This is a genomic window from Nonomuraea sp. NPDC003707 (assembly GCF_053587055.1).
The window spans coordinates 86548-106464 of sequence record NZ_JBSFNK010000039.1; the positions used below are offsets into that span (position 1 = coordinate 86548).

Annotated in this window: 16 protein-coding genes and 1 pseudogene; 13 read left to right on the forward strand and 4 right to left on the reverse strand. The window is 68.9% G+C overall.

All coding sequences use genetic code 11. The annotated features are described in order from the left end of the window. Window positions 1-170 precede the first annotated feature (170 nt). Window positions 171-458, reverse strand: a complete 288-nt coding sequence (locus ACWDRB_RS55520) for a tyrosine-type recombinase/integrase (protein WP_449908866.1) — start codon at window positions 456-458, stop codon at window positions 171-173. A 793-nt stretch (window positions 459-1251) separates the two neighbouring features. On the opposite strand from ACWDRB_RS55520, the gene ACWDRB_RS55525 reads away from it, so the two are divergent. Further along, on the forward strand, window positions 1252-1659 hold the full coding sequence (locus ACWDRB_RS55525; protein ID WP_449908806.1) for a hypothetical protein: 408 nt from the start codon (window positions 1252-1254) through the stop codon (window positions 1657-1659). 179 nt (window positions 1660-1838) lie between these two features. Here ACWDRB_RS55525 and ACWDRB_RS55530 read toward each other — a convergent pair whose 3' ends face one another. Both ACWDRB_RS55530 and ACWDRB_RS55535 read right to left on the reverse strand, forming a co-directional pair. Beyond that, window positions 1839-2021 (reverse strand): hypothetical protein, encoded by a 183-nt coding sequence (locus ACWDRB_RS55530; RefSeq protein ID WP_449908809.1) that lies wholly within the window; start codon window positions 2019-2021, stop codon window positions 1839-1841. A gap of 488 nt (window positions 2022-2509) precedes the next feature. Beyond that, window positions 2510-2779: pseudogene (locus ACWDRB_RS55535) on the reverse strand (CHAT domain-containing protein); the annotation flags it as partial. Between the two features lie 102 nt (window positions 2780-2881). Between ACWDRB_RS55535 and ACWDRB_RS55540 the strand changes: the two are divergent. The 8 genes from ACWDRB_RS55540 to ACWDRB_RS55575 all read left to right on the forward strand — a co-directional run bounded on the left by ACWDRB_RS55540 (window position 2882) and on the right by ACWDRB_RS55575 (window position 12607). After that, window positions 2882-3928: an aldo/keto reductase gene (locus ACWDRB_RS55540; RefSeq protein ID WP_449908810.1), complete on the forward strand. Its 1047-nt coding sequence runs from the start codon at window positions 2882-2884 to the stop codon at window positions 3926-3928. Window positions 3929-4135: 207 nt separating this feature from the next. Beyond that, window positions 4136-4954 (forward strand): GNAT family N-acetyltransferase, encoded by an 819-nt coding sequence (locus tag ACWDRB_RS55545; protein ID WP_449908813.1) that lies wholly within the window; start codon window positions 4136-4138, stop codon window positions 4952-4954. 189 nt (window positions 4955-5143) lie between these two features. Then, on the forward strand, window positions 5144-5404 hold the full coding sequence (locus tag ACWDRB_RS55550; protein WP_449908815.1) for a hypothetical protein: 261 nt from the start codon (window positions 5144-5146) through the stop codon (window positions 5402-5404). After that, window positions 5401-6615, forward strand: coding sequence for a cytochrome P450 (locus ACWDRB_RS55555; protein ID WP_449908818.1), 1215 nt, complete (start codon window positions 5401-5403; stop codon window positions 6613-6615). Before ACWDRB_RS55550 ends, ACWDRB_RS55555 begins: the two co-directional genes overlap by 4 nt. 844 nt (window positions 6616-7459) lie before the next feature. Beyond that, window positions 7460-8908: a glycoside hydrolase family 43 protein gene (locus tag ACWDRB_RS55560; RefSeq protein WP_449908820.1), complete on the forward strand. Its 1449-nt coding sequence runs from the start codon at window positions 7460-7462 to the stop codon at window positions 8906-8908. 242 nt (window positions 8909-9150) lie between these two features. After that, window positions 9151-10587, forward strand: a complete 1437-nt coding sequence (locus tag ACWDRB_RS55565; RefSeq protein WP_449908823.1) for an RICIN domain-containing protein — start codon at window positions 9151-9153, stop codon at window positions 10585-10587. A gap of 132 nt (window positions 10588-10719) precedes the next feature. After that, a complete protein-coding gene (locus ACWDRB_RS55570) occupies window positions 10720-10953 on the forward strand; it encodes a transposase (protein WP_449908825.1) in 234 nt (77 codons plus the stop codon). 469 nt (window positions 10954-11422) lie between these two features. Beyond that, window positions 11423-12607 (forward strand): DUF2786 domain-containing protein, encoded by a 1185-nt coding sequence (locus tag ACWDRB_RS55575; protein ID WP_449908827.1) that lies wholly within the window; start codon window positions 11423-11425, stop codon window positions 12605-12607. 625 nt (window positions 12608-13232) lie between these two features. Here the strand turns inward: ACWDRB_RS55575 and ACWDRB_RS55580 are convergent. Further along, the gene (locus ACWDRB_RS55580) at window positions 13233-13580 is read right to left on the reverse strand and encodes a hypothetical protein (RefSeq protein ID WP_449908829.1); all 348 of its coding nucleotides are present in this window, start codon (window positions 13578-13580) and stop codon (window positions 13233-13235) included. Window positions 13581-14554: 974 nt separating this feature from the next. On the opposite strand from ACWDRB_RS55580, the gene ACWDRB_RS55585 reads away from it, so the two are divergent. The 4 genes from ACWDRB_RS55585 to ACWDRB_RS55600 are packed head-to-tail and all read left to right on the forward strand — an operon-like array spanning window position 14555 to window position 19456. Continuing rightward, window positions 14555-14710 (forward strand): hypothetical protein, encoded by a 156-nt coding sequence (locus ACWDRB_RS55585; RefSeq protein ID WP_363985014.1) that lies wholly within the window; start codon window positions 14555-14557, stop codon window positions 14708-14710. Window positions 14711-14722: 12 nt separating this feature from the next. Then, complete coding sequence (locus ACWDRB_RS55590) at window positions 14723-17311, forward strand: lantibiotic dehydratase (protein ID WP_449908831.1); 2589 nt, start codon at window positions 14723-14725, stop codon at window positions 17309-17311. Further along, a complete protein-coding gene (locus ACWDRB_RS55595) occupies window positions 17304-18383 on the forward strand; it encodes a lantibiotic dehydratase C-terminal domain-containing protein (RefSeq protein ID WP_449908834.1) in 1080 nt (359 codons plus the stop codon). Before ACWDRB_RS55590 ends, ACWDRB_RS55595 begins: the two co-directional genes overlap by 8 nt. Further along, complete coding sequence (locus ACWDRB_RS55600; protein ID WP_449908837.1) at window positions 18380-19456, forward strand: thiopeptide maturation pyridine synthase; 1077 nt, start codon at window positions 18380-18382, stop codon at window positions 19454-19456. Before ACWDRB_RS55595 ends, ACWDRB_RS55600 begins: the two co-directional genes overlap by 4 nt. Window positions 19457-19917: the final 461 nt, after the last annotated feature.

Consider the following 19917-nt stretch of genomic DNA (forward strand, 5'->3'; position numbering starts at 1 on the left):
TCTCGCGGCGATCCTCCCGGCCCCGTTTGCAGGACGGGCTAGGGATTGATCGGCTGCATCACCTGCACGACAGCGCTGAGGACAAAGACGCAGGCCCGCCGAAGAAACGACGGGCCTGCCGGGTTCGGTGGTTCAGGTTGTGGCGTCGCCGGTGTGGGTCGGCAGAGTGATCAGCCGGGCGGTCTGGCGCCTGCGGCTGCGGTGTTGACGAGAGCGGCGGTGGATTCCGCGGCGGCCCGGGCCACCTCCGGGAAGACGCTGGTGTAGGTGTCACGGGTGAAGGTGGACGAGACATGGCCGAGGGTCTCCTGCACGACCTTCAGATCGACCCCGGCAGCCAGCATCAGCGAGGCAGCCCCATGGCGCAGGTCCTGCAGCCGCACCGGCGGCAGCCCCACCTGGAAGGCCAACTGGTAGAACTGGTCGCTGACCTGCTGCGGATGCAGCGGCCCGCCGATCTCGAGCGTCTACCTGCCCCTCACCTCGCTCGATCCCGCCCGGCCCGCCCCCGACCTCCTCGACAACCTGCTCCACGGCATCCACACCTGCTGGCGCCTCTACCAGCACCACACCAACCCTCAACGCCCCGCCCCCGCAAAACGTCGAGAATTCACGGCAACGACAACTCCGCCGAGCATTCCTCGTCGCAACCCGAGAAGAAGCAGCCGCCCAAAACGAACGACTGCTGTAGCACCCACAGAGCATGCCGACCTCGGATACGGCGCCAGTGAAGCAGCATGTCAGCACTGAGTTCCTCGGAGCTCGCTCCCATGGCACGGCCTGCTCCAGGTACGCGGCAACCTGGAGCAGCAGGGCCTTACGCATAGGCGGGAGGCTATCCGCGCGCCGATTCGGATACTCAAAGCAGGAACGCCATCCGCAAACCGCCGGCGCCTCCATTCCGCGCTTGGCTACCGGCCACCCGTGGAAGCACTCAACGAGTCCCTTTCAATCGCAAACAGCCGCATAGGCTACGCCCATAAGGCGGCTGTCCGGAATCACCGTGGCCCCTCAAGGGACAGCGACATGCAAGTTAGATGACAGTGCCGCTTGAGAGGCTCCGACCGAGAAATCCCGTAGCGACGCGCCGACAAGGGCACGGCTCCGGCGTGACGGGAGTTTCGGACATCTCGCGCGCAAGCCCATGGGGAGGACAAGACAAGAGTGAGCGACAACTCGGGACGTCAGCAGGTGACCTTCCGACCTCGTCTAGGACGGCGGGTGGTCACATGTGTCGCTCCCATCGCGATCATGACTGCAGGTGCGGGTGTGTGGGGCGCGTGGAAACTCACCCTGAGTGGTCTGCCGTTACTTGGCCTGATGGCGGTGGGACTCGTGGTGGGCGGCGCCTTGGCCGTCCGCAATGCCATGGTCGGCGTCACCGTCGCTCCTGGCGAAGTAGTGATCATAAATGGGCGCAAGACCATTCGGATACCTGTTGAGAAGCTTGGGGGCTTCGACTGGGGAGACTACGGTCTCGTTGCCGTATGGGACGACAATGGTGGCAGGCAGGTGACCCCGGTCGCGGCGTTCAACAAGATCGCCAACCCTATGGCCGACCTCCGGCACGGCCATGAGGTCTGGGAGCAGTTGAAAGACTTGTCCGGGAGGCCGGTACGGCGTCCGCAGCGACCACGGCCGCGCAGGCGGCTGAACTGAGTGTACGCACCCGGCGCGAAGACCAGTCCCTTGCCACCGCACCTCACGTTCTTGTGCTCGGCGAACAGGGTTCCGTCGAGGGTGATCAGGAGGTCGTTCACCTCCTCGGCGTGCAGGGTGGGAAGGTTCCGCACTATCCACTCGAAGGTGCCGGGCAGGTCGGCCCAGCCCTCCGGGATCTACTCCGCGTCGGCGTCGATCATCCGTCGGCGGGCACGCTCCAACTCTTCCTGGCCGAGGCGGTCGTGGAGGTGGGCCAGGACCGCGGAACGGAACACGAGCACTGGCTGGTCGGTGCGCTGCTCCAGCAGCGAAAGGCCCTCCAACCGGGCGATCAGCCACCCTGGAACCGGGATCAGCAAGGTCCGTACGGGACGGGGCCGCTCGGCGATGCGGGCGGGACCAGAAGAGCAGCTTCGTGCAGCGGATCGACGGCACCGGCGTGCGGCACGTCGGCGTCTTCGGCTACCCGACCTCGCTGTCGCCGACCCCGGCCTTCGATCGGTTCGCCTATCTGCGCGACGGCGTGTGCCCTGCACCACCTTCAACTCGATGCCCGACGCCAGCGCCAACGTCGCAGCTCCGTGACGCAGGTCATGCAGCCGCACTGGCGGCAGCCCGCTGGCGGCCACGAGCTTGTGGAAGCGGTGAGTGAGATGGCGGCCGCTCTCCTCCGTGCCGCCAGGCCGCCTCCCGTCGAGCCGTCCACACCACTGGATGAATTCGCGCCAGCGCTGGCAGCCGTACGCCCTGCGCAAGGTTGGCGGCGATCAGGTCCTCGCGCACCGCATGGTTCAATGCCGCCCGCAGCGTCGCCCGGACCCGCTCCAACGTGGATGCGCTGATCGGCTCACCGTACCGATTCCGCCGCCGTCCTAGCTCGACGAACATGCGCGTCACATCCCGCCGGGACAACTCGGCCAGAGTCAAGTGCGTTCTCCATGGCGAGGGCAGCGTCGATATGCCGTGCCTCGTCGCGCAACCAGTGTTGGGCCCGGCGAAGCGCATCTCCGGCTGCCTTGCCACCCGCGATCTCACGGTGGAAACGCTTGGTCAGCAGTGAGGCGGACAGGTCGTCGACCATCCGTGCCGCACTCAGTACGCCTGGGGCTCCCGCGAAGACGAAACCACCAGCTCTAGCTGGCGATCAGGTCACGGAACGGGACACCTCCCATGGGCGGGCGTCCTGGCGGTGCCGCTCGCCGATTGGAATGATGACGGGATGGAATATCGCGAGCTGGGACGATCGGGGCTGCGGGTATCGGTGCTCACCATGGGCACGATGACGTTCGGCGGCGGGGGCAAGTTCGCCTACGTCGGCGACACCGGGGTGGAGGAGGCGCGCAAGCAGATCGACATGTGCGTGGACGCCGGTGTCAATCTCATCGACACCGCCGACGTGTACTCCACAGGCCTGTCGGAGGAGATCGTCGGCAAGGCGATCCAGGGCCGCCGTGACGACCTGCTGCTGGCCACCAAGGTACGCATGCCGATGGGTGACGGCCCCAACGACGCCGGGCTGTCGCGCCACCACGTCATCACCGGGGCTGAGGCGAGCCTGCGCCGCCTGGGCACCGACCACATCGACCTGTACCAGGTGCACGAATGGGACGGCCGCACCCCCGTCGAGGAGACCCTGGCGGCGCTCGATCACCTGGTGTCCGCCGGCAAGGTCCGGTACGTCGGCGTCTCCAACTACACCGGCTGGCAGCTCATGAAGGCCCTGGGCGCCGCCGACAGGCTCGGCCTGCCGCGCTTCGTCAGCCAGCAGATCTACTACTCCCTCCAGGCCCGCGACTCCGAGTACGAGCTGATCCCGGCCGCGATCGACCAGGGCCTCGGCGTGCTGGTATGGAGCCCGCTGGCCGGCGGCCTGCTGTCCGGCCGCTACCGCCGGGACGCCCAGCCGTCCGAGGGCCGCCAGCTCACCGAGTGGAACGAGCCTCCCGTACGCGATCAGGAGCAGTTGTACGACACCGTCGAGGTGCTGGTCGACATCGCCGGGGAGCACGGGGTGTCGGCGGCGCAGGTGGCGCTGGCCTGGTTGCTGGGGCGGCCCGCGATCACGTCGCTGGTGGTGGGCGCGCGCACCAGCGAGCAACTGGCCGACAACCTGGCCGCCGCCGACCTGAAGCTGACGGCCGAGCAGCGCGCCCGGCTGGACGAGGTCAGCCGCCAGCCGCTGCTCTACCCGTACTGGCATCAGGCGGCGACCGCTTCCGACCGGCTCTCGCCCGCCGACCTGAGCCTGCTCGGACCGCACCTGTAGACAGGTTGTACGTACGCCCGCCGACGCCGGGCTTGGGCCGATCGGGTCGTTCTCGCGGTGCCGGCCTGCCGGTTGGCAAGTGAGGTCTTGGCGCGCCATGGCGAGGACCTGCCAGAACCGCAGACCGGCGCGCAGGCCATCCCTGTGATCTCGACTCCGTACAGGCTCCGGTACTTCCGGGGTGGCCGACAGAGTAGGTTCGCGCCTGTGAGTGATATTCGACTTCTTGGTCCCGAGGAACTGCCCCTGTGCCAGCGGCTCGAAAGCGATCGCGAGTGGTCCACCGACGAGGCCAAGTGGCGGCTGATGTTCGAGACGGGTGAGGTCTACGCCGTCGACGCGGTCGACGGTGACGGCCTGGCCGGGTGCGTCGTGGTGACCCGCTACGGCGACTCGCTGGCCGACGTCGGCATGATGTTGGTCGCCAGCAGGTACGGTAGGCAGGGGCTCGGCACGCGGCTGATGGAGCACGCCCTGGAGGCCGCCGGAGACCGCATCGTGGAGCTGACCGCGACCCGGTTCGGGCGCCCCGTCTACGAGCGGCTGGGCTTCCGGCCCACGGGCAGCCTGACGATCACTATGGGCCCGATGGAAGGGGCGGCGGGGTCGTCCGGAGTCCGCGTGGCGACACCGGAGGACCACGCCGCGCTCCTCGACCTGGACTCCGAGGTCACCGGGGCCGACCGGAGCAAGGCGCTGACCGCCCTGCTGGCCACGGCCGAGCGCACGATCGTCACCGACGGCGGCTTCGCCGTGGCCTGGAACGCCGGCCCCCACCGTGTCATCGGTCCCGTCGTCGCGCCCTCGGAGGAAGCCGCCCGCGAGCTCATCCTGGCCGCCGCCCACGGCGCCGACCGCGACGTGCGGATCGACCTGCTGGACGCCTACCCGGGCCTGCGCCCGTGGCTCACTGGGCTGGGGCCCACCGAGGGCCCCGCGGCCCTGCCGACGATGGTTTACGGCGCCCACCGCCACCCGGGCGACCGCGGGCGATACGTCGCGCCCATCCTCATCTCGATGGGCTGACCGGCCATCAGGGCGCCCGCGGCCAGCACGGTCGGTTCCGGATGGCCCCCTCGCGGGTGTGGGTGCGGGTGGTGGGATCGGCGACTGAGGTGCCGAGCCCGGTGGGCCGAAAGGCCGGAGCGCGGGTGAGGCCGGAGAGGTCGGTGCGGGTGTGGTCTGGGCCGGGACGGTGACGCCCGCCTCGGCGCTGTGCAGGTCGCCGACGTACCAGGACAGCTGACCGCTGAGCCACTGTCGCAGCCGCTGGACGTAGTCGTCGAGCCGGTCGAGGCCAAGCGTCAGGCGGTCGACCGGTGGATCCGGGCCGGCGCGTACGACGCCGTGATCGAGTACGACGCCGGCGCGCAGGCCAGGGCCGCGGCGGTGCCCCTGAGATTGCTGCGCCACCATCCTCGGGGTACGTTCTCGGCGAGCTTGTTGGACGACGGCATTGCCCGGAGGCGGCTTTGACAGAACAGTCCAGCACCACCCCGACCTGGCCAGACCTTCCCCCAGGCCCGTACGGCACCCTCTCGCCCGATCTGGTGCGGCGGCACGCCGAGGCCCCGATGGAGCCGGCGACGTTGCCGAGCGGCGACCGGGTCCCGATGATCGTCAAGTACGCGGACGTCCGCGGCCTGCTCATGTCGCCGGCCAGCAGCCGCAACCTGCGCGAGCCCGGCCTGCCCCGGCTGGTCAAGGGCCCCTTCCTGGATGACGACCCGGCGGCGCTCATGAACCAGGACCCGCCGGAGCACACCCGCTACCGCCGCATCATGCACGGCACGTTCACCCCCAAGCACATCGAACGCTGGCGGCCCCGCGCCGCGGTCATCGCCGAGGAGCTGATCGAGGCGGCCGGCGCGGAGTTCGACCTGGTGGCGGACTTCGCGCTGCCGCTGCCCGCGCGGGTGATCTGCGAGATGCTGGGCGTGCCGATGGACCGCTACGAGCAGTTCAGGGGCTGGACGGACACCTTCCTGTCCACCACCGACGCGAGCGCTGAGGCCAGGCACGAAGGGCTGGCGGAGTTCACGGCGTACACCCGGGAGCTGATCGAGCAGCACCGGGTCAAGCCGGGAGAGGACCTGATCGACCTGCTCATCGAGGCGCGCGACGAAAACGGCGGGCTCAGCGAGGACGAGCTGACCAACATGGTGTTCACGCTGATCGTGGCCGGGCACGAGACGACCGCCTCGCTGATCATCAGGGGCACGTTTCGGCTGCTGTGCCACCCCGGGCAGTACGCGGAGCTGGCCGCCCGCCCCGAGCAGGTCGAGGCGGCCGTGGAGGAGATCCTGCGCCACGAGGCGCCGGGCAGCAACGGCATGCTGCGGCGGATCACTCAGGACGTCGCGCTGTCCGCCGGGACCGTCCCGGCCGGGAGCGTCGTGCTGCCGAACCTCTCGGCGGCCAACCATGATCCGGAGGCGTTCGAGGATCCGCTGCGGTTCGACATCCACCGCTTCGATGACGCCCAGCCGAACCCGCACCTGGCCTTCGGCCACGGGCCTCATTACTGCCTGGGCGCGAACCTGGCCAGGATGGAACTGCAGGAGGCCTTCCGCGCCCTGGTGACGGGCCTGCCGGGGCTGCGGGCGCGGGAGGACCTGGCGGACGTGCGGTGGAGCGACGGCGCATTCGTCTATCGGCCGCGCCGCCTGCTGGTCAGCGCCGGGTAGCAGGGGGGCGCCGCGAGAGGCGCCCCCTTGGATCGTCAGAGCGCGCAGGCCCAGGCGAACTTCTTCACCCTGCCGAACCAACTCGGAGACGCCGCCACCTGAACCGCCGGACCCGGACAGGCCCGTCGATCCCTTCGGCGGGCCTGCGTCTTGTCCGTCGTGGTCATCGCGCAGACGGTGTGCAACCGATCGCCCTGAGCCTGCGCTGTAAACGGGGCGAGAGGATCGCCGCGAGAAGCAGCGGATATTCATCTGCCGGTCTCTGTCCCCCTATCGTCCCTGTTATAAGCGTGGCTGCACGATACGTCGATGTGGGTGACAGGTGATCAATGCCGACGGCAAAGCGCCGGTGCGCGTCGAGGCGCCCATCATTTGAATGATCACGTCAGCTTGGTCCATTGCCGCGCTGGTGCACGGAAAGCGCATTCCCCCTTTTCCCGGCCGCCTCTTGACAAGTCAGATGGTTACGTAAACGCTCTGCGGCAAGACGCCTCAAACGTCGCGCGCAATCCGGTCGTCCCAGTTCCCACAGGGGGATCCCGTCTCAGGCCCTTCGTGGGACTCACAGCTCTTTGTTAACGCTAACAAATGTTTCTGCCGCGGATTCCGGAGGGTGGTCCCGTGTCCCTGCGCCCAAAGCTCACCGCGCCAGTCGTGGTCCTGTTGAGCTCGGTCGCCGCCGGCACGGCCGCACCGCCGGCCTCAGCGTCCGAACCAGTCCGGCGACGGCTACGCCCTCCACCTGGTGGTCAGCTCCGGCGCGGCGCGCGGGGCGGCCGCGTGAACGGCCAACCAGCAGTGGACCCGCACCTCCTCCTGACCTCACCGCACCTTCGGAGCGACCATGACACACCTCTTACGGCGAACGGCGCTGATCGGCCTGGCCGGCGCCCTGCTGCTCGCCCTCGGCCTCACCGTTCTCGAACGTCCTGCCAAGGCCGCGGCCCCCTACACCGCCTATCTGATGGCGCACTTCACCGGCGAGAGCGCCAACGGCGAGCAGATCTACTTCGCCACCAGCACCGACGGCCTGCACTGGACCGATCTCAACAGTTCGCTGCCGGTGCTTACCTCCAGCATCGGCGAACTCGGCGTCCGCGACCCCGCCATCGTCCGTGCGCCGTCCGGCGACCGGTTCTATCTGATCGCCACCGACCTGCGTATCGCCGCCGGCAAGGGCTGGGACGTCGCCCAGCACGATGGCAGCACCTCGCTCGTCGTATGGGAGTCACCTGACCTCGTCACCTGGTCGGCGCCGCGCCTGGTGAACGTCGCCGGGACCATCCCCGACGCCGGCTGCGCGTGGGCGCCCGAGGCGATCTACGACCCGGCGAGCGGCGACTACGTCGTCTACTGGGCGACGATCTCACCGCGGAACGGCGTCGACAAAGCCCGCATCTACTACTCCCGTACCCGCGACTTCCGCACGTTCACCGCCGCGCAACTCTCCATCGACCGGCCGGGCACCCAGGGCATCATCGACACGCAGATCCTGGAGATCCCCGGCAGCGTCGGCGGCTACCGCTACATCCGCGCGTCCGGCGACGGTCAGATCACGATCGAGGGCAGCAACCAGATCCTCACCGGCTGGACCCGGCTCGGCGACATCTCCCACCTCGGCTACACGGGCGCGCAGGTCGAGGGCCCGATCCTGCACCAGTACAACGGCCGCGACGAGTGGGGCCTGTGGGTCGACCAGTACGCCGCCGGCCGCGGCTACCTTCCGCTGACCACGACCAATCTCGCCGCTCCCAGCGGCTACCGCGTCCGCGTCGCCTCGGAATACGCGCTCGGCGCCAGCCGCAAACGGCACGGTTCGATCATTGGCATCACCCAGGCGCAGCTCACCGCGCTGCAGGCCAAGTGGGGCGGCCCCGCCTCGGCCGGCACCCGGCGCCTGCAGTCGGTCAACTTCCCCGACCGCTACCTGCGGCACAGCAACTTCGATGTCCGTATCGATCCGAACGTGAGCCCGCTCGCCGACTCGCAGTGGCGTATCGTGCCGGGCCTGGCCGATCCGGCGGGGGTGTCGCTCGAGTCGTCGAACTTCCCCGGCTGGTACCTGCGGCACTACGACTACGACTTCGTTCTGGCCAAGTATGACGGCACCGCCACCTTCCGCGGGGACGCGACCTTCCGCCGGGTGGCGGGCCTGGCCGACTCCTCGGCGGCGTCGTTCCAGTCATACAACTTCCCGGACCGGTACATCCGCCATTCCAACTACCTGCTTCGCCTGGATCCGATCAGCACGGCCACCGGCCGGGCGGACGCCACCTTCCGGATCACCAGCTGATTCCTCCGGTGGCAGGGAGCGCCCCGCAGCGATCGGCGCAGCCCGGGCCGGGGAGCCGCCGGCCCTGCTCCTGGAGCAGCACGATGCGGCCCGGACGTGCGTCAGCAACATGATCTTCACAGACCCAGGAACTCAGCTCTAGTGATGGGAGTTTCATGACACCGACCAAGGCGTCTGACGCATACTCGTCAAGACCGTCGCGGAGCACCTGGTCGTTGCGCCGGTCGCTGGTCCCTCTTGTGGTGACCGCGCTCGCCGCAGTGGCAAGCCTCGTCATTCCCGCGCCGCCGGCCAATGCCGCCACCAGCCAATTCCGAGGCATGAACTGGGCCGTGCTGGGTGACAACTTCAGCACCGGTACGCTCGTCGTGCAGGGCCTGAGCCAGTCCGACAGCAACGCGACAGTACGGGCCAAGGCCAACGCCCTCTACGACGACATGGCCTCCACCATGGGGGTCAACACCGTCCGGCTGCCTATCAACACTCACACTGTGGCCAACACGACCTGGTGGAACGCCTACCGCGGAGCCATTGACGCCGCCACCGCCCGTGGCTTCAAGGTCATCCTCGCCTATTGGGAGGACGGCGCCGCCTCCGGCGGCAAGATCACGAATCTCGCCGCATGGAACACGATGTGGTCCAGCGTGACCAACACGTACGGCTCGAACAGCAACGTCTACTTCGAGCCGATGAACGAGCCGCACGGCTACACCTCGGCGGACTGGCGCAACGTCGCAGCGAACTGGCTCAGCTACCACACCTCGGCAGTGCCCGGACGGGTGCTCATCGGTGGCACCGGCTACAGCCAGGACCTGCGGGACATCTGCAACGACAGCCGCTTCAACTCGACGCTGCTGTCCTTCCACCATTACGCCTTCTTCTACAGCGCGATGACCTACGACGCCTTCCGAACCCACATTCAGACGCGTCTGGGCAACTGCGCCTCCCGCGCGGTCGCGACCGAGTTCGGCGCACCGATGTCCACCGGCCTCAACTACGGCGACGCCAACAGCACCGACAACTTCGTGCGCCATATCCGCGCCATGGCCCAGGTCATGCGCGACAACCAAATGGGCGGCACCTACTGGCCCGCTCTCGGCGGCAAGCCAACCGAAAGCCTCGGCTACGACTACTACTCGATGTACGCCCTGAGCGGCAGCGGCACCAATCTCAACTTGACCGTCCGCAACGCCTCCGGCGCTGACCGGATCCGATATGGCTGGGGCGACACCATCGGCGACCCCACCCCTCCGCCGACGGTCTACACGATAAACGCGCGCCACAGCGGCAAGGCCATGGACGTCCAGCAACCGAACACCGACAACGGTGCGCGCGTCGGCCAGTACACGTACGGCGGCAACGCGTGGCAGCAGTGGCAGTTCCAGGACGCCGGCAGCGGCTACTGGCGCATCATCAGCCGTCACAGCGGAAAGTGCCTTGATGTGGTGAGCGCTTCAACCGCCGACGGTGCCGAGCTCATCCAGTACACCTGCGGCACCGGCACCAACCAGCAGTTCCAGATGGTCGCCAACGGCAGCTACTTCCAGCTCCGGGCACGACACAGCAGCAAATGCGTGGACGTACCTGCCGCATCGACCGCGGACGGCGTGATCCTCAAGCAGTATCCGTGCAACACCGGCACCAATCAGCAGTGGTCGCGCACGGCCGTCTCGACGTGACCGCGGACCCGCGGTGGCGGGTGCTGGAGCCCCCGCCGGAAGGCGAGATCACCGATCACCTCGGCTACGACCGGCACGACTGACCGGGAAGAACAGCGGAATAGCCGCGACGGCAGCCGCACCAAGACTGTGGTGACCAACGTCGGCCCGGTGGAGGTGCGGGTGCCGCGCGACGTGGCGGGCAGCTTCGATCCCCAGCAGGTGTGCAAGCGGCAGCGCCGGCTGTCGGGAGCGGATGAGATGCTCTTGTCGCTGCCGGCCAAGGGCATTGCGCATGAGAGATATGCGCGCATCTGGCCGAGGCGTACCACTCAGCACCGGACGGCGGGCGCAGACGAGTGCGCTTGCTCAGTGGCCGCTTCATGACAGGCTCGAATCCATGATTCGCCAGTCGGCGCGTTACTCGGCTACCCAGAAGCGCCAATTGTCCGGTGTCTTGGGCCAGGACGGATTCGGTAGCCATCCGAGCGGGGGTTCCCAGCCCTCGGGAGCCGGTGGCCGGCCTGGTGGCACGACGAATCTGATTCGGTTGGTTTCGGCGGAATTGGCGCATGAAATCCCACGATGGGCGCGCCTGCCGACGATGAGCCGCCGAATGACGGCGTACACCGTAGACAAGATCACGAAACGTGATCCCAGCCGACCCGGGCTGGTCGCTCGGCGCCTTCACCCCTCCCGCTCAACCGGACGAGGGTTCTGCGCTGAGAGTGATTCGAGTTCTTGAGCCCCACAGGGTCGGTCAGGACCTCGCCGCCTTCCTCCGCGCCGGTGAGCAGGGGATGCTGTTCCGTCACGGTAGAGTTCTGGCGGACTTTCATTAAGGTGGACGGCATGCGTGAGTAAGGCCAATGAGCTGATCGGCGCGGCGACGGAGGCGCTTGCCCGCGAGGATCAGGCGTCCTTCGACTCCGCCGCCGCCTTCCTGGCCGACCGGGACGACGCCGATCGCGTGCTGGTGGAGGTCGTGACCCGTGCGATCTCGGGGTTGTGGCGGAACGGCTGGCAGCCCGCCGACGTGGTCAGGATCGCGGCCAGGCGGCTGACCGACTGGCACGGGCGGGCGGCGTCCGACCTCATCGCCTGGGAGATGCGGGCCTATGAGCCGGCCACGGTGGATGAGCGCTGGCGCGACCAACTCGCCGGCTTGGAGGCCGCGGTGTGGTGGAAGGGCGGCTACCTGGCGGCGCGGCAGGCGCGCGACGGGGCCGGCCGTCTGGTGACCGTCTCCGGTGTGCTGGAACTGCTGGGGTTGCTGACCGGGCTGCCCCGGCTGGAGTCGTTGAGCCCGCCGCCCGGGGCCGCTCGCCGTACGATCCAGGCACGCTCGCACGTGGTCAGCGAGAAGACGCTCGCGCGGGTGCGGGCGCTGCTGGCCAAGGCGGAGTCGACGACGTACGAGGCGGAGGCGGAGACGTTCATGTCGGCGGCGCAGAGCTTGATGGCGAAGTACAGCATCGACGCGGCGATGCTGGACGCGCAACCAGGCGGAGGTGAGGCCCCGGCGGGCATCCGGGTCGGCATCGACGCGCCGTACGAGCAGCCCAAGGCCGTGCTGCTCGTTCTCATCGCCGAGGCCAACAGGTGCCGGGTGATCTGGTCGAAGGAGCTGGGGTTCGCCACCGTGCTGGGGTTCTGGGCGGACCTGTCCTGGGTGGAGATGCTGTTCACCTCGCTGCTGGTGCAGGCGCAGACCGCGCTGGTGAACTCGGGCACCAGAAAGCACGGCACCGGCCGATCGAGGAATAAGACATTCCGCCAGTCGTTCCTGTCGGCGTTCGCTTCCAGGATCGGTGAGCGGCTCGCCGAGGCCACGGCGGCCACGGTCTCGCAGGAGAGCGCCAGCCGGGGCACCGACCTGGTGCCGGTGCTGGCGGCCCGCGAGCAGGAGGTGGAGCAGGCGGTCGAGCGCATGTTCCCGAACCTGGTCTCGCATGCGGTCCGCACGTCCTGGGACCGGGAGGGCTGGGCGGCGGGCCGTACCGCCGCCGATCAGGCCAGCCTCGGGGCGCGAGACCGATAGCGCTCCGGGTGCGAATATCCATCCGCGCAGGCATGGAGGTGATGCGCTCTCTTGTGCTCCCGTCACACGCACGCACGGCGTGATGGTCGATCGTGCTGCTGCGCTTGGCCTACCTGACGATGACGACCACCTTCTCGTTTCTGGGGCTGCTACCCCGGATCAATCGCGACAAGGAGATCGAGATCTTGGTGTTATGGCACCAGCTGATGGTGCTTGCGCCTGCCGGAAAGTCCGTCCATGCAGTTCAAGCGGCATGTGAGTACTCGCGGAGAACCCCGCCGAGCCGGTCTCTTCGGCGTATGTCCAAAGCGGCGATTCGCCCTGGATCTCCGATCAGATCCGGGACGACGGGTAGCGGGGCCGCTTGATCAAGGGCTTGGTGGGCGCGGTGCTGGCTGTAGAACCGTTCGTACTCGCGAAGAGCGTGAAGCAGATGGTGTTCGTTCCACGAAACACCGCTACTCACGTCGCCGAGCCTCAGCCATCGGTCCGAGGCATGGGACACCGGGGACGGTATTCAGGGGGAGACCGCCCCCGGCAACCCGCCTGTGCGAGGCCTCTCACGCCGGCGAGGCCTCCGCGGTCGCCGGCGGTCTATGCCGTAACATCCGCCGAATTTCTAACGCTACTGGATGTAGCTGATGAGGAAGGGAAGCTGCTGGTTTCCGTCCTCCAGGGTGCCGATCGATCCGTTGGGATGGAGCACGACGTTGCCCTCGCTGTAGTTGTCACCCCTCCATGAGTAGATCCACGCCGGGCCGTTGAGGTATTTGGCGGCACTGTCGCGCCACGAGGCGGTGGGGATGTCGGCCAGCTGGTGCCCGTTTCCCCGGGAGGCGGCGAAGGAGTAGGCCTCGTTGCGTGTCTTTTTCATTCCCGGTCCGTACCAGTACAGGCGGTAGGTGCCCTGGGCGGTCTCCTCGCCGTCGGCGCTGGTGGCGGAATTGGGGATCTCTATTAGCTGGTCGGTCATCGCTGCTCCATCTCTCGCTTGGGGGTGGAGGCGGAACGCCATCCACCCAGTGTTACCCAAAGCTATATATCCATCACTTATAGTAGTCAAACGGACATCGGGGCGCCGTGGGTGCCGTCCATCAGGCGAAGGCCATCCCGCGAGGCTGTCCCGACTCAGTCGAAGTGATGCCCGGCGTGGCGCGCCCATCGCCCGGTCCCTGAACACCGCCCGCCGCGCTCTTCTTGAGGGTCCTGAGCGCACCGCGATCCGTCACGCCCTGGACAGGTGCCACCGGAATACGGCGAGAACGGGCCGCGGGACGACATAACCGCAGGTCAGCGTTGAGCCCGCGTTTCGTGCACAGTGGAGCGACCGATCTTGAGCGTGCGGGGCGGCCTCAGTTCGTCGCCCGGTCCCGGCGTCGGCGTGCGGCGCGGATCTCGGCGTCGGCGACCTTGTCGTCGGGGCATGACGAGTATCGGAACGAAAAGTCCCGCGAGCTCATCGTCGAAGGCACCCGCGAGAGTTTGGAAGCCGCCCGCGGCCAGCGCCTGGGCCGCGCGCCGGCGGGTCCCACGGGCGGCAGCAGCAGGCCTGGTGTCACGGGCGGCAGCAGCAGGCCTGGTGTCACGGCCGCGTGGCGGCGAAACAAACATGTAACATTTAATCGCGTCGACCTTCCGAAGCTTACTCCAGGACCACCCTTCCACCCGTCTGAAATCTTTCGATGGGCATCGGTGATACTTCGGCGGACAGCAATCTCTTACCATCGTGAAATTGACTGGTTCTGTCATCACACTTACGGTGACGCCTGCCTGGTCGGAAAGTTGGCGACACTCGTCACCGCAGCGCGGAGGGTCGATTAATGTTCGGCCTCCGTGCTTTCTGCCCATTTATTGCCCCCTTGTCGGATGGACGAGATCGCCGACCGTGCTTATGGTGTTGATCGTCACCGATATAGCCCGCTCCGGCGGGTAAGAATGGGAGTGCAGATGGCGACCGATGAACCGCTCCGCCTCGATCTGGACACGCTCGACGTGATGACGGTCGAGCTCCCCGGCGAGGATCTCGTGAAGGCCCTGGGCATGGGTCTCGGCAACACCGAAGTGGGTGCCTCGGGCATTGCGCGCACGAGCTGGCTCATTTAAGCCTCCCCGGACATGGTCTCGACGCGTCGTGGCCTGCCGGGACGCGTCGAGATCGACGCGGCTCGCCGCACGGTGGACGCGACCGTGGTTGCCAGGGTCGCCGCGCTACCGGTGACGGCGCTCGCGGAGCTGAGGTGCACGGCCACGTGGCGGAGCGTGCAGGAGATCCTCGCGGCCCGTGGCCGGCTGGCCGTCGAGGGCCGGCGGCTCGCGGACGAACTGGAGCCGGTGATCGGAGCGGTCGGACCGGGCCCGGCGCGACCGGCGCTGGTGGCGTTGCGGCGGGCGCTGTACAACGCAAGGCGGCCGGCGGGCCGTGCCTGGCCGGTGGAGATCGGTTCCGGCCTCGGTCCGCGCGTCGCGGCCTGGCTCACGGACCTCGATTGGCATGACGCGCTCGTCCGACAACTGCCGGACCTGCTCGATCAGGATTGCCGGGGCACCTACGAAGTGCTGCGCCGGTGGGTCGGCACCGACGCCTTCGGCTACGGCGTGCTCCAGGCGGGACCGGCGATGTCCGCCGCGCTGCGCCAGTGGCTGGCCTCGCCGCCCGGCAGCGTCCCGCCGCGCCAGGTCGCGCTCCGGCTCACCAGGTACCTGGCCCGCGTCGTGGCGAAGACCAGCCCGCACGCCACTTTCATGATGGCGGCTCTGGGGCAGTGGAGCGACGACGGCGAGCCGGTCCGCTGGGACGGGCCATGGGCGTGGCGGAGCGCTGTCGAGCCGAACGTGCCCCTGCTGCTCCGGCTGCTCACCGACCTGGCCCGCGCCGACGGCGGGCTCGCCGCCCTCTTCGAGGTCAGGCCCAACCCGAGCCTCGAGGAGGACGACGGCCGCCTGTGGTACGTGACCGGCCAGGAGGACGCGTACAGCGGCATCGCCGCGTCCCAGCCGTTCCGGCGGCTGCTGCGCCCGCCGTACGACGACCTCCGTACGCGGGCCGGCGGCGCGCTCGGCCGGCTGGTCGACCTGGGAGTGCTGGAACTCCACCCCCCGGTCGCCGACCAGGCCGCCGCGCACCTCGCCGACCTGACCGATCGGCTCGGCACGCATCCGGCGGGCAAGGCGCTGGCCGCCGTACAGGAGGCGCTCGCTCGTTACCCGGAGGCGGCCGGCGTGTCTGAACGTGAGGCGCTGCAGCGGAGGGTACGGTCCGCGTTCGCCGAACTTGCCGGAGACGATACCGATCGCCTGCCGGACCGCAACCTTTTCCACGAGAACGCCGTGGTCACCACACCCGGCCCGCGACTGGGCCTGGCCGCCTGGCGTCCCGCCCTGGGCGACTTGCACGCGATCGTCGACTTCGCGGCGGTCTTCGATCGTGATGGCGTCGCCCGGCTGCTCGCCGCCGACCTGTTCGCGGAGTGGTTCGGCGCCGGCGTGCAGGTGCCGTTCGGGCGGTTCCACCGAATGCTCGCGCAGCGAACCCATTCGGCCGCACCCGGCACCCCGGCCGGTGAGCTGCACGCGCTCATGTACCCGTGGCAGGAGCGACACCCGCCCGGCCGGACGCCCGCCGTGCCCCGGCTCGACGAGCTTCGAGACGCCCGGACGGCGGCGCTGGCCGCGGTGCGCGAGCTGCTGCCCGAGACCCCGGACGCGCTTACCATCGACCCGATGGTGCTGGCCGGTCTCGCCACCGACCGCCCCGAGTTCGTCCGTCCGGTGGGGTCGCTGTCCTGCTTCGTGCAGACGATCAGCTCGCCGGACGCCACGCCGGTGCGGCTGGTGCTCAACGGTCTTGGCCCGGGGCACGGCGCGATGCGCAGCCGCCTGCACCGCCTGCTGCGGGTCGCCGGAGTTCCTGCCGGCGAGAACCGCCTGCTCGGGACGGAACGCGGCATGCCGGTGGAGATCACCGGGCTGTTCGGCAGCAACGTCAACCTGCGTTCCCCGGTGGCGGCCCAGGAGATCGGCTATCCGGGCGTGGTCCCGAGCGGCCCGGCCACGTTCGACCTGCGGGACCTGGCCGTCCGGCACGAGTCCGGCGCCGGCGGCCTCGTTCTGGTGCACGCCGGGCACGGCACCCGGCTCCGGCCGGTGTACACCGGGATGGTCGCGCCCATGCTGCTGCCGCGTACGGCCCGCCTCTTGCTCCAGCTCTTCGGCGACATGCCCAGCCCGGTGATGGAGCTGGCGTCGGTCTTCTCCCGTCCGCCGGAGTCGGTGCCGGCCCGTGTCGAGCGTACGGCCCGGGTGTCGGTCGGGCGGGTCACCGTAGCCCGTGCCGCCTGGTATGTCCCGGTGCGCGAAATCCCGCGCCGGGGCAAGAACTCCGCTGCAGCGCACCTGCTCGCGCTCGCGGCCTGGTTCGCCGAGCACTCCCTGCCGGAACGTTGTTTCGTCTCCTCGGGCGATCCCGGCGCGCCGGTCCGCGAAAGGCTGCACATGGTGCGGCTCGCCAAACCGACCTATCTCGATCTGGCCGACCCCGCGCTGGTCACGCTGTTCGACCGAGGGCTGGACGCGAGCGGATCGGTGGTCGTCTTTCGTGAGCTGCTCCCGGACTTCGAGGCGGCGCTCGACCTGGAAGGAGACGGCGGCCACCCTGACCGCCGCCGCCACGTGACCGAGTACGTGGTCGAGGTAGGCCATGCCTGACCGCTGGATCTCGCTGCACGCCTTCCACCAGGCCGGCACCGACCTGCTGCTCGGCACGGCCGTCGACGGCCTGGTGCGGGAGCTGGACGGACGGCTCGACCGGTTCTTCTTCCTGCGGTACTGGGAGGGCGGCCCGCATCTGCGGCTCCGCCTTCTGCCGCGCGTCCCCGGCGACGCGGTGATGATCGAGAAGCGCGCCACAGCCGTGCTGGAAGAGCACCTCGCGGCGTATCCGACGACGGTCGCGTGGGACCGCGAGCGCTACGCGCTGCTCGCCCAGGAGTTCGCCCGGCAGGAGGGCCTGGTCGCCTACGACCACCGGCTGCGGCCCGACGACCACGTGGAGGCCATCGCCTACCGGCCCGAGCACGCGACGTTCGGCGGGCCGCAGGCGGTCGCCGCCGTCGAGCGGCACTTCACCGACTCCAGCCGGATCGCGCTGGCGATCCTGCGCGGCGAGCACGACCACCGGCGGCGGCTGGGCCACGCCCTCGCCGCGATGATGCTCGCCCTCGTGGCCTGGGAACCCGACCCCCGCCGCCTGGGCCCCCTGCTGGCCCGGGAACGTGACCGCTGGGATCCTGCACCGGCCCGCGCCCGGCAGGTGGAGATCTTCACGAAACAGCGCGAAGCCCTCACCGCACAGGCCGAACGGTGCCGGCTCATCGCCGCCCGCACCGCCTCGTCCGAGAGCCACGCCCCTGCTCCCTCCGCCGACGGGCCGCCCCCGGGCGGTGTCGGCGACGCTCACGACTCGCTCGGCGCATGGTGGCGCTCGATCGACACCCTGCACCGGCGCCTTGTCGCGCTCCAGCGAGCCGGAGGCTTCTATCCGGTCCGCGGGGAGGGGGCATCGCGCCCCCCGGGCCTCCCTCGCATTCCTGACACCCCTGGCCCCGTGGGCGTCGACACCTCGGTGGATGCGGAACGCCACGACGTCCTGATCGTGCTGAACCGGTGCGTCCACCTGTTCTGCAACCGGCTCGGCCTGTCGATCGTCGAAGAAGCGCACCTGCGCTACCTGACCGCCGTCACCCTGGACGGGCTGGCGCAGAAAGAGGGAACCTCGTGAGCAACCTCCCCTGGCACAGCATCCAGATCCGCTACTACGACCAGGACAAGGACGGACTGATCCTGGACTGCGTCCGCCCGCTGCTCGAGCACCTGGACGGCCTCTTACAGCAGCCGTACCTCGTCCGCCACTGGCGCCAGGGACCGCACCTGCGGCTCAACTTCCGCGCGACCCTGCAGGACTGGGAACGCGAGATCCTCCCCGTCGCGACCGAAACGATCACCAGGTATCTGCGCGAGCACCCGTCCACCACCCGCCTCGACGAGCACGAGCAACTCGCCGCCCACCGCCTGCTGGTCGTACTCGAGCACGAGACCGGCCCGCTGCAGCCCTGGTACCCGGACAACTCCCTGCAGACCGAGCCGTACGACGACCGGCTGCGCGTCTTCGGCGGCCGGCCGCTGGCGAACCTGATCGACGCGGCCGCCGCGGAGAGCACCCGGCTCGCCTTCGGCACGCTGGACAAGGTCCGCCGGGGCGAGCTCGCGCTGTTCGCGGTCGCCATCGACCTCATGACCGCCCTGGCGCACGTGAGCGTCCCGCCGATCGGCCGCGGCTACATGTCCTACCGCTCGCACGCCGCAGCGGCCGCCTCGTCCTGCGAGGACCGGGACGCGGTCACGGCCGCGTTCGAAGCCAGGTATCGCAAGAACGCCAGGGAAATGCGCGCGACGGTGGTCGACCTGGTCGCGTCGATCGACGCGGGCGACCCGGCGCCGCACGTACGCGACTGGATCGCCTTCACTCACCGCCAGAAGGAGATCGCTCTCCCGCTGCTGGCCCGCAAGGAGATCGACCTGGACGCCCCCGACCAGCCGGTGGCCGACCGCCGCCACCCGGTCGACTATTTCGACGTGCTCATGTCTACCGACCGGTACCGCACCGAGATCCTCGAATCGGACTGGTTCCTCGCCCACCGCCTCGTGGTCAACATGCTCTACGCGCACCTGGCCAGGCTCGGCATCACCCCGATCCAGCGGTACCTGTTCTGCTATCTGATCGCCTCCGCGGTGGAGGAGGAGTATGGCGTCTCCCCTCTGGAGAAGGCCCGCGATTACCTGCTCAGCGGCTGAGTCGCCTTCGGCGCATCCGAACGGAAGGCCACGGTAAGCCGCTCGACTCTGCTCTGTTGACGGGACTTCTCGTTCCGACGCTCGTCCAACTAGGCGTACAGCTGACTGGTCTCGGTGGAGGCGTGGCCGAGGCGGCCTCGATGGAGACGCCGGCGTTGATGAGCTCGGTGGCGTGGGCGTGGCGCAGCTGGTGGATGTCGATCTCGACGCGTGCGGCGGTGCAGCAGGTCTGCCAGCGGTGTGGGCGGCATCGTAGGACAGCGGTCCGCCGCGGCCGTTGATGCCGGCCCGGAACAGCGGCCCGGCGGTGTAGCCGGCGCGGGCCAGGTAGAGCTTGAGCAGCGCGACGTAGCCGCGCTCGTCGAGCAGCACGGTGCGTACGCTGCCGCCCTTGCCGTGAACACGGACATGTTCGTCGTCCAGGCGCATGCGCTTGCGGCTGGACGGCGATAGGTCGGCGA